The organism is Lyngbya aestuarii BL J, from assembly GCF_000478195.2.
In the GTDB taxonomy this organism is placed as follows: Bacteria; Cyanobacteriota; Cyanobacteriia; order Cyanobacteriales; family Microcoleaceae; genus Capilliphycus; species Capilliphycus aestuarii.
Genome location: NZ_AUZM01000101.1, coordinates 1 through 16,235 on the forward strand (window position 1 = coordinate 1; position 16,235 = coordinate 16,235).

General features: G+C 40.6%; 13 protein-coding genes. 6 read left to right on the top strand and 7 right to left on the bottom strand.

Features of this window, described 5'->3' with window-relative positions; all coding sequences use genetic code 11:
• Positions 1-235: 235 nt before the first annotated feature.
• Both M595_RS24985 and M595_RS24995 read right to left on the bottom strand, forming a co-directional pair.
• Positions 236-1,123: an MBL fold metallo-hydrolase gene (locus M595_RS24985; RefSeq protein ID WP_023069342.1), complete on the bottom strand. Its 888-nt coding sequence runs from the start codon at positions 1,121-1,123 to the stop codon at positions 236-238.
• A 439-nt stretch (positions 1,124-1,562) separates the two neighbouring features.
• The gene (locus M595_RS24995; protein ID WP_152983636.1) at positions 1,563-2,150 is read right to left on the bottom strand and encodes a hypothetical protein; all 588 of its coding nucleotides are present in this window, start codon (positions 2,148-2,150) and stop codon (positions 1,563-1,565) included.
• A 383-nt stretch (positions 2,151-2,533) separates the two neighbouring features.
• Between M595_RS24995 and M595_RS25000 the strand changes: the two genes are divergently transcribed.
• The 4 genes from M595_RS25000 (at position 2,534) to folP (ending at position 5,521) form a co-directional block, all read left to right on the top strand.
• Positions 2,534-3,454, top strand: coding sequence for an alpha/beta fold hydrolase (locus tag M595_RS25000; protein ID WP_040484645.1), 921 nt, complete (start codon positions 2,534-2,536; stop codon positions 3,452-3,454).
• Between the two features lie 47 nt (positions 3,455-3,501).
• A complete protein-coding gene (locus M595_RS25005; protein WP_023069355.1) occupies positions 3,502-3,687 on the top strand; it encodes a PCP reductase family protein in 186 nt (61 codons plus the stop codon).
• Between the two features lie 160 nt (positions 3,688-3,847).
• Positions 3,848-4,573, top strand: a complete 726-nt coding sequence (gene tpiA / locus M595_RS25010; RefSeq protein WP_071809990.1) for a triose-phosphate isomerase — start codon at positions 3,848-3,850, stop codon at positions 4,571-4,573.
• A 96-nt stretch (positions 4,574-4,669) separates the two neighbouring features.
• Positions 4,670-5,521: a dihydropteroate synthase gene (gene folP / locus M595_RS25015; protein WP_023069346.1), complete on the top strand. Its 852-nt coding sequence runs from the start codon at positions 4,670-4,672 to the stop codon at positions 5,519-5,521.
• A 36-nt stretch (positions 5,522-5,557) separates the two neighbouring features.
• Here folP and M595_RS25020 read toward each other — a convergent pair whose 3' ends face one another.
• Positions 5,558-7,144 (bottom strand): glycosyltransferase family 39 protein, encoded by a 1,587-nt coding sequence (locus tag M595_RS25020; protein ID WP_040484646.1) that lies wholly within the window; start codon positions 7,142-7,144, stop codon positions 5,558-5,560.
• Between the two features lie 140 nt (positions 7,145-7,284).
• On the opposite strand from M595_RS25020, the gene M595_RS25025 reads away from it, so the two are divergent.
• Positions 7,285-8,685: an IctB family putative bicarbonate transporter gene (locus M595_RS25025; protein WP_023069344.1), complete on the top strand. Its 1,401-nt coding sequence runs from the start codon at positions 7,285-7,287 to the stop codon at positions 8,683-8,685.
• Positions 8,686-8,757: 72 nt separating this feature from the next.
• On the opposite strand, the gene M595_RS25030 is transcribed toward M595_RS25025, so the two are convergent.
• Complete coding sequence (locus M595_RS25030; protein ID WP_161809829.1) at positions 8,758-9,207, bottom strand: GUN4 domain-containing protein; 450 nt, start codon at positions 9,205-9,207, stop codon at positions 8,758-8,760.
• 578 nt (positions 9,208-9,785) lie between these two features.
• On the opposite strand from M595_RS25030, the gene M595_RS25035 reads away from it, so the two are divergent.
• Positions 9,786-11,576 (top strand): SLC13 family permease, encoded by a 1,791-nt coding sequence (locus M595_RS25035; protein ID WP_023069349.1) that lies wholly within the window; start codon positions 9,786-9,788, stop codon positions 11,574-11,576.
• A gap of 96 nt (positions 11,577-11,672) precedes the next feature.
• On the opposite strand, the gene M595_RS25040 is transcribed toward M595_RS25035, so the two are convergent.
• The 3 genes from M595_RS25040 to trmD form a co-directional block, all read right to left on the bottom strand.
• Positions 11,673-12,395: a DUF8692 domain-containing protein gene (locus tag M595_RS25040; RefSeq protein ID WP_023069356.1), complete on the bottom strand. Its 723-nt coding sequence runs from the start codon at positions 12,393-12,395 to the stop codon at positions 11,673-11,675.
• A gap of 204 nt (positions 12,396-12,599) precedes the next feature.
• Positions 12,600-14,348: an alpha-amylase family glycosyl hydrolase gene (locus M595_RS25045; protein ID WP_023069352.1), complete on the bottom strand. Its 1,749-nt coding sequence runs from the start codon at positions 14,346-14,348 to the stop codon at positions 12,600-12,602.
• A 584-nt stretch (positions 14,349-14,932) separates the two neighbouring features.
• Positions 14,933-15,613 carry a tRNA (guanosine(37)-N1)-methyltransferase TrmD gene (gene trmD / locus M595_RS25050; RefSeq protein WP_023069343.1) on the bottom strand — a complete coding sequence of 227 codons (681 nt, stop codon included), beginning with the start codon at positions 15,611-15,613 and terminating at the stop codon, positions 14,933-14,935.
• Between the last annotated feature and the right edge of the window lie 622 nt (positions 15,614-16,235).

The following is a 16,235-nucleotide window of genomic DNA, read 5'->3' on the forward strand; positions in this document are numbered from 1 at the left end:
GCTGCTTCTAAATATCAGAGAATGGGATTGTCTTAACTGTAAAACTCACCACGATTGTGACAGTAACGCCGCACTCAACATAAGAAATGAAAGCATCAGAATAATACATTTTGGCGGAGGGAACCCCGTCTCTGCTGAGGGAGCCTGTTTAAGACCAGATAACCGCGACGGTGAAAGGGCATCGGGCTGAGAAATCAGAAGCTCACATTGTACCGCGGCGGTCAGTGTGAGTAGTTCACATCAGTTGAGGTTTTGTAGTCTCTTCGGGAGAGATTAATTGAATTGAAAGACCTTCTCGGGCCATGAGACTATTTGGAAAGCGTTGAGCGACTTGTTCTCCGACTTGATCGAGAAAATCATCATTATGGAGAGGATCATGATGAAAAATCACCAACCGTTTCACATTGGCTGCTTTTGCCACTTTAACCGCTTCTTGCCAAGTTGAATGACCCCACCCGACCTTACTGGTTTTTTCCGAGTAATACTCCTCATCGGTGTAGGTGGCATCATAGATTAAGACATCGGCGTTACGAGCAAGAAACAATACATTGTCATCTAAACCATCGGGAAAATGTTCTGTATCACTGACATAAGCAGCAGCATAACCATTCCAATTGATTCGATAACCGACGGCTTCACCGGGATGATTTAACAAAGCCGTTTCAACTTTAACCCCGTCTCCGATTTCTAGAGTTTGACCAATATTGATATCAAAAAACTTCATCACAGCCCCCATCGTTTGTAAGGGAACCGGAAAATTGGGGTGAAGCATTTGGTCGTTGAGTCGTTGCTGCACCGTAGAACCATTCGGAGCAACCGCTCCATAGATATAAAATGTATTTTTAGGGACAAAAGCCGGGGTAAAAAACGGAAAACCTTGAATATGATCCCAATGAGCGTGGGTGAAAAACAGATGAGCTGTGACTGGGAGCTGAGACATCAAAGATTGTCCTAGAACCCGCAAACCTGTTCCTCCATCAAAAATCAAGCGTTCGGTTCCGACTCGCATTTCTATACAGGAGGTATTGCCCCCGTAGCGTACTGTCTCCGCCCCAGGACAGGCAATGCTTCCTCTGACGCCCCAAAAGTGAATCGTAAACTGCTGATTTTGCGAACTAGACATAGGCTCGAATGCAAGATGAATGATGCGCGATCACACTCAGGTATTGACCAACGGGTTCAGTTTTCAGTCTATGACTTCTAAGAAACCCTCTGAATCAAGTCGGAGTTTTGAGCAACTCGGGCAAATCTGTTTTGATAGTCCCGTTGTGCAGCGACAAACTAAAAATAGAATTGAATACCAGTCTATCTTAAACTATAAAACTAATTGTTTTACCGACAATTTCACCAACTCAAGTTTTCTGCTGTCTATTGAGTGGTGATCGCCCATTACAAATAACCCCCAGTTTGTAGCGATTTTTAGTGGAGGTGTAGTGACGGGTGGGATCTTAAGGTTTGGAGTTGTCGATGGGTTCATTGCCAGTATTTTGAGATCGATAAGTCTTAAGCCAGACAAATACCCAATCAATCCCCCTCGAAAACGAGCAACTTTTTATCTAAGATTAAAATTCCACTTTTAACTGATCGACAATCAATTGACCATCAAAGGTGTAAAAGGTAACTTTGTAAATCTCAGGAGCTTGTACACTGAGTTGGTCACTGGGTAAAACTCGGGGTGTAGAGCTACGGTTAAAGGGTTTTGCCATCTCTGTGCGGTTGATTTCGTGACCTTCTTGATTGTAGGCTGATAAAATTGTCCGGCGAGAACTGGTGACGACTGCTTCGACTCGACGAACGGGGTGCTGAAAGTGAACTTCTAACCACCCACTTTTTGGAGCGCCCATCAAGACGGTTTGATTGGGTTGAATTCCAAAAGCCGGGTTAGAGGGTTGTAGAGCAATCGCATTGACAAACGTAATCCCCCAGGCTTGAAACTGATGCTCGACCACTTCAAAACATTGTAGCTGTTGTAAAGCCAGACAAATACGTTGGGGAGATTGAATCAACACTTTCTCTGAATATTCTTTTGGCTTTTGAGGAGAGACAATCAATTCTTCAGAACTATTCCATTCCATCGTCCCATTCATTAGATCACAGACATCGATGTAATTAGAAAAGGGGCGGCACTTTTGTTCCATAACAGTTTTCATTGGGAGATGTCCTTTCTTAGCGTTTCAGGGGGTTTGACGGTGCAATACGCACTCAGTTTTGATCGAGATGGAAATTCCTACACATCTAGGAATTCAGGTGCTTGCTTGGCTCCTCAGTAAATAATTAGGATTTTGATTAGGGAGGTTATGCACCATCAGGGGGTCTTACCCCTCGCCATATTATAGTCAAAGTATACTGATCTCTGAGGAAATGGGAAGAGAGTTGACAGTAACCCTGTTCTTGTAATTAACTACCTTCAGCAGAGGAAAAACCGATAGAGTATCTTTTATGCTTGATGAGGTGCAGTTGTTTGCACAACAGCCTTTTACCGAGCTGCCTTTTGCATCGCTCAATTGTGAATCAAGATTGAAAGAGGTTTTTTATGTTTCTGCCCCGTGGCTTTGAGCAACGTTCCATCGTGACCTCACTCGGAAGGATGGTTTATTACACAGCCAAGAAATTACCTGGGTTGTCCTTAGAAACCCCTGCGATCGAAGATTTACCCAAGTTGGTCTTTTTGCATGGTTTTGGGGGGGGATCTTCGGCCTATGAATGGTCACAAGTTTATCCAGCTTTTGGGGGGGAATATCAGATCTTTGCCCCAGATTTAATCGGTTGGGGGCGCTCTGAACATCCTGCCCGAGAATACAATATTCACGATTACATCACCACGATTATTGAATTTCTCGAACAAACTTGTCAGAGTCCAACCCCGGTGATTGCTTCGTCGCTGACGGCTGCTTTCACCATTCGAGCCGCCATTGAACGACCTGATTTGTTTAAATCTCTGATCTTGACAACGCCTTCGGGTTTGTCTGATTTTGGAGAAAATTATCGCAATAGCTTTTTTGCCCAACTGGTCAAAACTCCTATCTTAGACCGAGTGATCTACAGTACAGGTGTCGCTAATAGTGCTGGAATTCGTAGCTTTTTAGAAGACCGTCAGTTTGCTCGTCCTAACCGAGTTTATCCAGAGATTGTTGAAGCTTATCTCGAATCTTCTATACAGCCTAATGCAGAATACGCTGCCCTTTCTTTTGTAAGAGGCGATTTGTGTTTTGATTTATCGCTGTATATGGATCAGCTGACCACTCCAACTGCTATAATTTGGGGAGAAAAATCAGAGTTTACCAGTCCAGAAATTGGACAACGTTTGGCAAACCTCAATCGAACCGCTGTTAGAGTTTTTCAACGCTTAGATGATGTTGGGTTAACTCCCCATCTCGAAGAACCTGCAATGATGATTGCTCTCATTCGGCACTTGCTTAATGTTTTAGGAGCAGAAAAACGAAGTCCTGAATGACTCGATAAGCGGCCTTAAACTTTCGTCCTTTTCACCGCAAGTTAATGATGTCCAACGATGACTTTTTAGATGATCGACCGTGGACGCCTGAAGCCAAGGCCAAACTTCAGAAGATCCCCTACTTTGTGCGATCGCAAGCCCGCAAACGTATTGAACAACTTGCCCGTGAAGCGGACCTTGAAGAAATAACAGTCGAACTGGTCGAAAAAGCAAGGGTAGAGTTTGGTCAGTAGGTGATGAGGTCGGGAGAATGGGTTCTCTCTCAGATGAGAACTTGAGGTGGAAGCGGGAGTCAGTGATCCTCCATCGCCCGAGGTGACTGCAAAAATGTCCCCTAACGCTTTAAACTGGAGTTTGGCATTTTGTTGTGTTCTGAAGTTGATTGATTAAGCAGTGAGAAAAAAGATTATTGCCGGGAACTGGAAAATGTTCAAAACTCAGGCAGAAGCTCAAGAGTTTTTGCAGGGGTTTATTACCGCGTTAGATGAAACGCCTGATGAGCAAGAAACTGTGCTGTGTGTGCCGTTTACAGACTTGTGGATTATGTCCAAAAGTTTGCATGGTAGTCGAATTCGACTCGGCTCTCAAAATATTCACTGGGAAGACTCCGGTGCTTATACGGGAGAAATTTCTGGCCCGATGTTACTAGAAATTGGGGTGCGTTATGCCATTGTTGGCCATAGCGAACGACGAGAATATTTTGGAGAAACAGACGAAACGGTTAACCGCAGACTTAAAGCAGCTCAACGTCATGGTTTAACGCCGATTTTATGCGTGGGAGAAAGTAAACAACAGCGTGATGCTGGAGAAACGGAAGCCCACATTTGCTCTCAGTTACAAGAGGGTTTAGTTGATGTTGATCCAAACAATTTGGTGGTTGCTTATGAACCGATTTGGGCAATTGGAACGGGCGAAACTTGTGAGCCGGAAGATGCCAATCGAGTCATTGGTTTGATTCGCAGCAAGTTGAAAAATCCTGATGTTTCTATTCAGTATGGCGGCTCTGTTAAACCCAACAATATTGATGAAATTATGGCTCAACCTGAGATTGATGGTGCTTTGGTTGGGGGAGCTAGTTTGAAACCAGAAAGTTTTGCTCGCATTGTAAATTATCAATAAAATACAACTTAAAAATGGGGAATTGAGAATCGAAAACGTGAGCAACTGTTCCCCATTTTAATTTTTGATCATTTGAGTCAATTTTATAATCATTCAATGACACAAAAAATCATCCGGCAAAATCAGGTGTTTGAGTGGGGAAAACAAACTTATGTTATGGGGGTTTTAAATGTTACACCCGACAGTTTTAGCGATGGCGGAGAGTTTAATACTTTAGATGCGGCTTTAACTCAAGCTGAAAAAATGCTAACTGCGGGAGTTGATATTATTGATATTGGGGGTCAATCTACTCGTCCGGGTTCTGAACAAATTTCCTTAGATGAGGAGTTAAATCGGGTGATTCCGGTGGTTGAATTACTCCGAAGTCAACCGAATGAGTTAGCCAATATTCCCCTGTCTATTGATACCACAAGAGCGAATGTTGCCCAAGCGGCTATCGAGGCGGGGGCGGGTTTAATTAATGATATTTCGGGGGCAACGTTTGAACCAGAAATGTTATCGGTTGTTGCGAAATTGGGTGTTCCCATTGTGTTAATGCACATTCGCGGAACTCCGAAAACCATGCAACAATTAACTGACTATGAAGATTTGATTGGGGAAATTTCCCAGTTTTTCCAAGAGCGAATACAAGCCGCAAAAACAGCCGGAATTGATCCTAGTAATATTATACTCGATCCGGGGATTGGTTTTGCAAAAACCTTTGAACAAAATTTAGAAATTCTCCGACAACTTCCTCAATTGAAATCGTTAGGTTTTCCCCTGTTAGTGGGGCCATCTCGTAAAAGTTTTATCGGTCATATTCTCAACCAAAGTGACCCCCAAAAACGAGTTTGGGGAACGGCTGCGGCTTGTGTTGCGGCTATTGTGGGTTCGGGGGATATTTTGCGGGTTCACGATGTTCAAGAAATGGTTGATGTTTGTCGAGTTGCAGATGGGATTTATCGCTAGTAATATTTACTCTTGTGATACTAAGGAATGACTGAATTACTGTTGAGGAAATACGACTTTTCTCACCCAACTGGTTTCGTAGGGTTTTTCCACTTTAACGTTATATATTTTTTCCATTCCATCAATTAATCTTTGGGTTGGACGGTATAACAAAACATCGCTAAACGGTTCTATTTTTGGCAAGACGATAACTTGATATCCTGGCATTAATTGAACTTTTACATTGGGTTTGAGTTCGTGCAGCAAAGACATAATTCTTCCCGGTTCTTCATCGCTAATAACGAGGGGAGATGCAGACTGATTAATAATTTTAGCCGATTTGGGAATATCTCGACTTTTGGCATAACTTTTGTGCCACCAAACGGGATGAAATAAACTCACCATACAGGATAAAACCCCGGTAAAAATTAGAGTATAAAAAATCCATTTCCAACGTTTTTTATGTGAACTTGGAATTTTCGGAGTTGTTAGTTTTTGCGTCAAAAGATAAGCCACTGCAATTTGAATCCCCAAATAACAAGGCATGGCATATCGGGCAATAGTTGAACCCCGTCCGCCTAAGAGAATATCCGGTAAAATTAAAATCATTCCCGGAACTCCAATTAAAGTTAAAATGAATAACCAAACGTTTTGAGGTGTAGTTTTGATTAAAAAATATAAGGCATAAACAGTTAAACCTAGAGTTAAATACAAAGTGAGATTTAACGGACTAATTCCCTGGTTGACATCAAAGAAAATTCGGTTTAAATTTAATAACCAAAATAACATCAAACCCTCGCGAGGAACCAAACGAGATTCTGTATTTTCGAGAAAAAAGGCTAAGTTTTGAACAAAAACAAACAACCAAGGAGTAAACAGCACAACTCCAATTAAACTCGAAAAAAGATAGGAAAAAATAAATTTTCGCTTTTGCCAAACTGGGGTTAAAAAAACATAAAAAGCCTGTGCCGCAAAGACAAAAATAGAAAGTAAATGACTATATAATCCCAACCCAACCGTCAGCGAATAAATTCCCCAACGTGCTATTTTAGCCTTCAGAGATTTTTCAGTTTGAGCGATTCTCAACGCTTGCAATAAAGCCGCACTAGAAAGTAAAATACTAACAGCCCAAAGACTATAAGCACGGGCTTCTTGAGCGTAAATAAGATGAAACGGAGAAATGGCAATAATCCCCATCGCCACCCAACTGACAGACGCCGACTGAAACAACTCCCAACACAACCAATAAATCGCCGGAAAAATGAGTAAACTAATCAAAGCCGATAAACTTCTAATAGTCGTGACAGAATGACTAAAAGTTTGCATCCAAAAGCGAGCCGTGAGAAAATAAAGCGGTGAATGTTCAGGATGTTTAGTTAAAGCTGTAAAAGAATCCTGTAAATTGCGTTCGGGGGTTGGATATTGATAAGTCTTGAGTAAATGTTCGACCGTATCCGGCCAACCGATGTAAACTTGTTGAAAAAATTCCTCTTGGGTATAGCCGGAAATTCTAAAAGAGGTTTGAACTTCATCATACCAATAAACTTTATGACCGAGATTGACAAACCGAAACCCCACGCCAATAATGATCAAAATAATCGCCAACTGTTTGAACCCATTATTTGTAGGTTTTGAGAAATTCATCACTTGATTTTTAACTGAAATTTTTAGAAAATGTTAGAGGATTATCGAAAATCTTGAATACTGTCCTCATCGATGATACTCTGTGCTGTAGACATTACTAAAACAAAAATCTTCTCACATCCGCTGCAAACAACAAACCCATGACAACGCTTAATTCAGTTTGGCAACAGTTAACACTTACCTATTTATCTCCGTATCAGTGGCGCAATGGTAGCCTCATTTACCGCCTGAGTGGTTGTCTGCGAACTTGGCGACAAGGGAGTTGGCTGATGCAGTGGGGTGAACCTCTCGGCGCCGTTTTAATCAGTTTGGTGTTTGGTTTTGCGCCGTTTGTAGGTACCGCTTTAATCGGAATTTTATTAGTAGCTTGTGCCGGGTTTTGGGTGCTATTAACCTTGTGTGATGATCCCTCAGAAACCGCATTTACCCCGATTCATTTATTAGTTTTGTTATACTGGGGAATTGCTCTAGCGGCGACGGCTTTATCTCCGGTAAAAGCTGCGGCATTAACGGGTTTAATCAAACTAACGCTGTATTTATTGCTATTTTTCTTAATGGCTAGAATATTGCGATCGCCTCGTATCAGATCTATTTTTATCACATTTTATCTGCATATTGTTCTGATTGTCAGTATTTACGGTTTGCGACAATGGTTTTTTGGGGTGGAAGCCTCGGCAACTTGGGTTGATCCAACTTCTGCACAAGCGGATTTAATTCGAGTGTTTAGCTACTTAGGAAATCCTAACTTATTGGCGGGATATTTGTTACCAGCTTGTGCATTAAGTATCGCGGCGATGTTTGTTTGGGAAGGTTGGCTACCGAAAGCTTTAGGATTAACCATGACGGCTGTCAATTGCGCCTGTTTGGTACTAACATTTAGTCGGGGCGGTTGGATCGGTTTTGTGGCTTTAATGTTTACGTTAGCGGTGTTATTATTGTATTGGTTGAGTATTAACTTTTCACCGTTTTGGCGTAAATGGGCGGTACCGATTGGAATTGGCAGTTTAGCCGCTATTTTAATCTTAGCTGTTTTGACTGTTCCCAGTTTACGCTTGCGAGTTGCGAGTATTTTTGTAGGACGAGAAGACAGCAGTAACAACTTTCGCATGAACGTTTGGGCGGCAGTCCTAGAAATGATTCAGGATCGCCCAATTTTGGGCATAGGGCCAGGTAATAACGCTTTTAACAAAATTTACCCCCTTTATATGAGACCTCGCTACAGCGCTTTGAGTGCCTATTCTGTGATCTTAGAAATCGCCGTCGAAACGGGAATTATAGGTTTAACTTGTTTTCTGTGGTTATTAGTTGTTACTTTGCATCAAGGCTGGTTACAATTGCAACGGTTGCGAGAATTGAGAAATACTCAAGGATTGTGGTTAATCGCGGCGATCGCGACCATTATCGGTATGATGGCACATGGTGCAGTCGATACGGTTTGGTATCGTCCCCAAGTTAATACTTTGTGGTGGTTGATGGTCGCATTAGTTGCCAGTTTCTATCAACCTTCGCGTCAAGCTGTTGTTAGTTCTAATCAGGTTTAAAAGGGGTTAGGTGCGTCAAATTGTTTTATACTTTTAGGTAAAAAGAGTTAACAAGTTGACGTACCCTAGCAGTTAAATTTGACAAGTTTCAAAACGATTCATAACAGAAAAAAACCACTTATGAGCAAACGGAAGATGGCCAGGAGGGGCTTGTAAGTTGTAGGTGAGTTTAAAGAAAGAAATCCAACTTCCTCCGGTTCGCCACCCCAAAGCGTCGCCTAACTGACAATAACTATCCCAGTCGGTACCTTTTCCTAGATTCTCCCAAATCTGATACTGTACTGAAAAGCCAAAACGTCCATCCGAAGACGCAAGCCAAAGCTGATCGATAGTCTGCAAATCCAAACAAGGCAGTTTTTCCACATCCGATGCACTGAGTTCACTGTTAGAAGTATGACGCGCCGCCATCAACATCACCCGAGTAGTTTCTCGACTGGCGGCTTTCCATTGACCATTGGCGAGAAGATCTTGCAGGGTTGTGTAATCAACTCCACGATCTGAACACAATTTGACGTCAGACACGACCATGTTAGATTAGATTAGAATCAATTGTCAGGTTTAGCTATATTGTGTAAACCAACAACCAATCTAGTCAAGGATAAACAGTTGACGAAAAATCCGACTGCATGAGAACACTGTCATTGCAAAAGGCCAAATGATTGGGATCAGAAGTACAAACTCTGGGTGTATTGCAAGAATAGTCTGTTTAGGCAGGATTTACTGCTAGATTTAAAGATGTTTTATGATCATTCTTCATTGCTATCTTCGTTATTGTCGGCAATCACCCCCCTAAAAATATTGAGAAACCAGGGACGCTAAACCATAAACTTTGAGACAAATTTAAAGGATTTCTGTTCAGATTGCGGTGATCTGCAAGTGAACCGAATCTAATGTCAGGGGTTGAAAATCTACTACTTGTCTACTCTACATTATCCCGATGCAATACCCTTGAGTGAATTGAGATGAAAACTGTGACAACTAAAAAATTGGGTTAGACTGGATAAAATTTCTGAAATCATTGACTTAGAGTTGAGTCATTTCGACGAACCCAATGGAACCGATCTCTCTTGCAATGCTAATCAACCAGGTATTACTTTAGTATGGAAATTGTTCTGACCCTTAGTGTACTGATTTTAGCCTTAATCAGTTTTGTTGTTGAATGGTTACCTGTCGATTTAACGGCATTGAGTGTTACGGTTCTCCTGATGGTATTAGGGTTAGTAACGCCCAATGAAGGAATTTCTGGCTTTGGAAACTCCGCCACAATTACAGTCATGGCGATGTTTATTCTCAGTGCAGGAATTACTCGTACAGGTGTGATTCAAATCGTTCGAGACTTGTTAATCAAATGGGGCGGAAAACATCCTTCTCAACAAATTTTTATCATGGGGGCAATTGTTGGCCCGATTAGTGCTTTTATTAATAATACGGCTGTGGTGGCGATTTTTCTGCCGATTATTGAAGATTGGTGTAAACAGCGAAAAATTCCGTTATCCAAAGTTTTGATTCCGCTTTCTTATTCTTCTATTTTAGGAGGAATGATCACTCTAATTGGGACTTCTACCAATATTCTCGCGAGTGGTTTATCCGAAAAATTGGGTTATGGGGCGTTTAGCTTATTTCAGTTTACTAAAGTCGGAATAATTTCTTTTTTTATTGGCTTGGTTTATATTTCTTTTATTGCCCCCTATCTTCTCCCTAAACGTAAATCGAATGGAAGTGATTTTTTAGGTCAGAGTTATGAGATAAACGACTATCTGAGTGAAGTGATTATTACTCCTCAATCCAGTTTAGTCGGACAAACGTTACAACAAAGTGAAATTCAGCGTAAATTTGACTTAGACGTTTTAGAGTTGGTTCGGGATAAAGTTCATCTCCCTCAACCTTTCGCCGATAAAAGGTTGTGTGAAGGCGATATTTTAATTATTCGTTGTAGTCGAGATGACTTACTGAAAATTCGAGAAGAACGAGGACTGAATATATTACCAGATGTACAGTTTAAAGAGGATTCCATTGAATCGATGTTGAGTTCAGGAGAGGAAAAAATAGGAGAAGTCTTAATTCTTTCAAACTCTCGACTGATTGGAACAACGTTAAAAGATTTACGCTTTCGACAACGTTATAATGCAACCGTTTTAGCGATTCGTAGAGGTGCGGAATTAGTTCGTGGACGTCTCGGAAAAACTCCATTGAGATTTGGAGATTTATTATTAGTTCAAGGCCCAAAACAAAGCTTTATTGGTTTACAAACAACCCGAGAATTATTGGTACTCGAACAACGGAATGTCGAAAGTTTACGACAAGATAAAGCTAAAATTGCGGTGGGAATTGTAGTTGGTGTTGTACTGATGTCTGCTTTTAATTTACTTCCCATTTTGGTGAGTGCTTTAGCAGGTGTCATTGTAATGGTGATTACCGGATGTCTCAAACCGGGTGAAATTTATGGGGCGATTCGTTGGGATGTTATTTTTCTTTTAGCGGGATTAATCCCCTTAGGAATTGCGATGGAAAAATCAGGAACAACGGAATTGTTAGCCCGAGGTTTAGTTGCAGTTGGGGGAAATCTTTCGGGTTATTGGATTGTGATGTTCTTCTATGTTGTGACTGTGTTGCTAACTGAAATTCTCTCAAATAATGCTTCTGTTTTATTGATGATTCCGATTTCTGTTGAAGTTGCAAAAACTCTAGGTTTCAACCCCTTTGCGTTAATGTTTGCAGTGACATTAGCCGCATCTTGTAGCTTTATGACACCGATTGGCTATCAAACGAATACTATGGTTTATAGTACAGGGGGATATAAGTTTTTCGACTTTACCCGAGTTGGCGCCCCTCTGTCGATCTTATTAAGCATCTTGACACCCTTATTGATTATTTGGGTATATGGTTTGTAAATGTATAATCTCAATTATTTTCCCGCTAACCTTTTGGAATTAGAGGGTTAATCAACATCCGGTTTCTCAAAGAAGCCGGATTTTTTCAGGTAGACTTTACGGGGTGATTTGCTTTCGAGTAATTCGTTTGGCAATCTGTAAACAAGCAATAAAAGCAGCAATAAAAGCACCTTCAGCTATAATTTTAAACGATTCTTCTACCATTTGTATCCACTCATACACGAGTTTATGACGTTTGGGATCGGCTAACCAAAATGAAAAGATGCTGTCATCATCGGTACCCAAATCAATTAAAACCATAGTGGCTTTTAAAGCAAAACCCAAAACAAACAGATAAAATGCGGGTTTATACCGTTTAAATTCATCCCAAAAAGAGTATAAAATATAAGCACCAACTGCACTGTAACCCGCAACAATCACGCCATCATATTTAAGAAGATTATTATCTTCGGGAACGTTAAACATCCACTGAATTAAAACATCTACTGTTTCATGGATTTGCCCAATTTCATCAACAGCTAAATAAAAAAATCCGATTGAAATCAACTGCCAGAGAGTTTGAGGGGCTTTCTTTCCTTTTAGATTTACTTGCTTTCTCACCCCACTAATTTGCCATGCTAATCCCGATAAAACTAATAATTGTAGACAAGATAACCAGCTAATAATCCCTGTTTCTCCAAAATAAACCATCGGACTTTTTCCCAACAAAACCGCCCGACGAATTGTTAAACCCAGGAAAACTAGATCAAAAAGAAGAATCATCCACAAATAGGATTTTACTTTCTGATCCGTTTGGGAAGTAATTTCAGTAGAATTCATAAGCCGAAAATGAAAATAGGTTGGATTTTTATAAAGAATCAAGTTCCTAATTGTATCATCAAATCTTCTTGATGGAGTAGTCAATCATTACAAATTGGGATTTGATCTGCACCCCAAAATAAATAGAGACGTTCAAATCAAACGCCTCTGAAAGATGAATTCCCGATTGAATTAACGCAAAATTGCGAGTTTTCTAATTTTGAATTAGAATTTATTTGTCAGCCAAATGGCTTGATAGGGATGCAGATTTAAGCAAGAATAGATATTATCGACTGTCTCACCACTAATCAAGTCACACCAGGGATCAGTACAAACTAAATTCAAATCTGATAACCGCAAAACTTGGGGCTGATCTGTTAAATTGAAAATACAAAAGATACTTTGATCGCGAATAATACTCTGTCTCCAAAACCCAAATAAAACTCGCTTTAATTGTAGTGTATACTGAGTTGCGTTCGGATGAAAAGCAGTTTGATGACGACGAATTTGAATCCGGCGACAGAGTTCTCGAAAGACAATAGATTGGGGTGAATTAGGATGACTGAGTTTATTTTCGAGTTCGTTTAAATCCAATTTAGAACGGTTAATTGAACGATTTATACCCGTTTGTTTCAGCTTAATATAATCATTTGGCGTTGCGAGTAAACTATGAATATAAAAAGCCGGAATTCCTTCCAACGACATCATAATAGTTTGGGAACAGAGAAACCGTTGAACTTGCCATTTATCTTCCCCTCGAACCGTTCCTTTCATTGCATCAAACAGAGAAATATTCAGTTCATAGGGGCTTTCACTCCCATCTGGTTTTGTTCTCATACTCACTTTTCCCCCAAATTTTTTCATGGTTTCTAACATCGTCCAATACTCTTGTTCTGATAATAATCCTTCAGTTGGACGTAAACCAATGCCATCATGGGAAGCCGTAAAATTGAAGTAAGCACAGCCTAAAGGGGCAGGTGGCATACTCATCATCCAGGTTTTTAAATAGTCGGATTTTCCTTGAATCAGGGCGTGTAAAACCAGAGGCGGCAAACTAAAGTTATAAATCATGTGTGCCTCATTCCGGTTGCCCAAATAGCTTAAATTTTCGCGGTTGGGAACGTTTGTTTCTGTAATTAACACAACAGAAGGATTCACCAGTTGCAAGAGTTCTCGTAGGAGTTTAACTACAGCATGAGTTTGAGGAAGATGAATACAAGAAGTGCCGATTTCTTTCCAGAGAAATCCTACCGCATCTAAGCGAATATATTTAGATCCTTTCTGAACATAAATGAGAATGATTTTGATAAATTCTAACAAGACATTCGGATTGGCAAAGTTGAGATCAATTTGATCTTCACTAAAGGTTGCCCAAACGTGTTTTTCGCCTTCTGGCGTGTCAACTGGGGTAATCACAGGTGTACTACGAGGACGAACAACGGCCGATAAATCTGTACTCGGATCAACTGTGATAAAATAATCAGAACCGGGTTTTTCGCCTTGTTGAAACTGCTGAAACCAATCGCTTTGACTAGAGATATGATTGATGACTAAATCAGCCATCAAGTCAAATTGATTGGCAATATTTTCGATATCTTCCCAATCTCCAAGTTGGGGATTTACCTTGAGATAGTCAATCACTGAAAATCCATCATCGGAACTGTAAGGAAAAAAGGGTAAAATGTGAACCCCTGTAATTGTATCTTTGAGATATTTATCTAAGAAGTTTTTGAGGGTGAGTAAGGGCTGTTCTCCAAATTTTTCAATACTGTTACCGTAAGTAATCAGTAAAATGTTGTCTTGACTCCATTTATTGAGATTTTCTTCGTGAAAGTCTGAGGAATAGTCTTGAAGAATCTCAAAAATTTGCTTTAATAAGGTTTGGACTGTAGATTGATCATAAATGATTTCTAATAAGGGTTGAACTCGCTGTTGAAAGTATTGATATTTTTCCAGGGATTGAGTAATAGCCATATCTTTATCCTACTTTTGAACCTATTTTTGCAACCAAACAACTAGCTAGAGTTCTAAACCTCTGACTTTAAAATATTCCAGATTAAATTCTATCTAGATATAGAAGAAAAAAACTTTTCAACGATATCCTCTGATGGTTCTAGATGCCCCTAATTCTGAGTCTAAGTAGAGCGGGTGAGAGAGGGGTTTTCGTCTGACCTATCTTCACAAAATGCACAGATAGCAACAATCCCTGATGATTGTAACCAATGAAAATATTAAGGTTTAGAAAAAGGAAATGTAGATATTTCTAGGAAGCGTCAATCTGTAATAACAGACTTAACGGAATCTCCTAGAGTTGAACTCCTTAAACACTTTATTATACACCAAATTTGATTGAAAACAGTTTTTTTAGAAGTGAAATTTTGGGGAATTAATTCTCACTAATGGTCTGTATCGTTTCCGTGATTGGAAGAACGGGTAATCTTGAACTTGAATGGTGAGAATAGACCAAAAAAGAACCCGGTTTGATGTTTTCCCAGAACAAACGAGGGGTAAATCACCCGAGAAGGATTCATCCTCAAGTGTTTCTCCCCTCAATTCATTTACAGATCACGATCGAGTAAATCCGGACGACGTTCACGAGTGCGTTGAAGTTGCTGTTGTTGTCGCCATTTTTCAATTTCCGCATGATTTCCCGACCGTAAAACATCCGGAACTTTCCAACCGCGAAAGTCTGCGGGTCGGGTGTAGTGGGGATAATCAAGAAGCTGCTGTTCAAAACTTTCAGCTTTGAGAGATTCTTCCTTACCCACCGTTCCCGGAAGTAAACGAATCACCCCATTAATCAAAGTCATCGCCGGAATTTCGCCGCCAGTGAGGACAAAATCGCCTAAAGAGACTTCCCGAGTCACAATATGAGTAATCCGTTCGTCAATGCCTTCATAATGACCGCAAATGACAACCAGTTGATCGAAATTTGTCGCCCACTCCCGAAATAAACTTTGATTCATTCGTTCTCCTTGGGGAGTCAACAAAATGATCTCTCGTCGGGGTAAGATGGGTACAGACTCAACGGCGGCAAAAATCGGTTCCGGCTTAAGCACCATTCCAACTCCACCGCCATAGGGTTCATCATCAACTCGTCGATGCTTATCTGTGGTAAAATCTCGCGGGTTGACCAAATGAATCTGGGCAATTTCCTTGGCTAAAGCCTTACCTAACAATCCGGATTGCAGTGGAGAACTGAAAAAATCTGGGAACAGGGTGATAATGTCAAATCGCACAGGAATAAAACTCAGAGGAATTAATTGTTAAGAAACGTTGAAAACTAAAAACCACAAAATCTGTACAATGCTATATGATAAGCGATAAAATCTTAAAAATCGTTTAATTCTGTATCAAAATATACTATACTTCGGGTGTAAAGCTAACTTTACGAGCCAAAACGGAATTAGGTTGTCTACGAGTGGGAATCAACGAAAAAATCTGAAGCTAGGCTCACTAGCATGAGATAATAGAATTTCAACCCTAGACCCACCTAAGCGTTGAGGTCAACCGGGTTAAACACCGCACAAGAATCTTCCGGCTCAAGTCATCGATGACTCCGCCCTCAAACAACGGAAGCTACTGTCACCCTGGGTCAAGATGGAAGCTGATGACTTTCAGACCTGATGAAATAGGGAAGTTAAACCCAATCAAAAAAGTCAGGGTAGGGGAAACTTCAACAGCCAGGTAAACCCGTCAACACCTGCTCCGGCTATCATTAGTTTACTCATCGGGGTCGAACATCTCCGGCTTTACCTCTCAAATGCCCAATATAAAAAGTCAAGAATTGACCAGAACCCCCCCAAAAAAGCCTGTAAATATTTTAAGTAGGGATTATGTCCCACTGATTAAACTTATTAT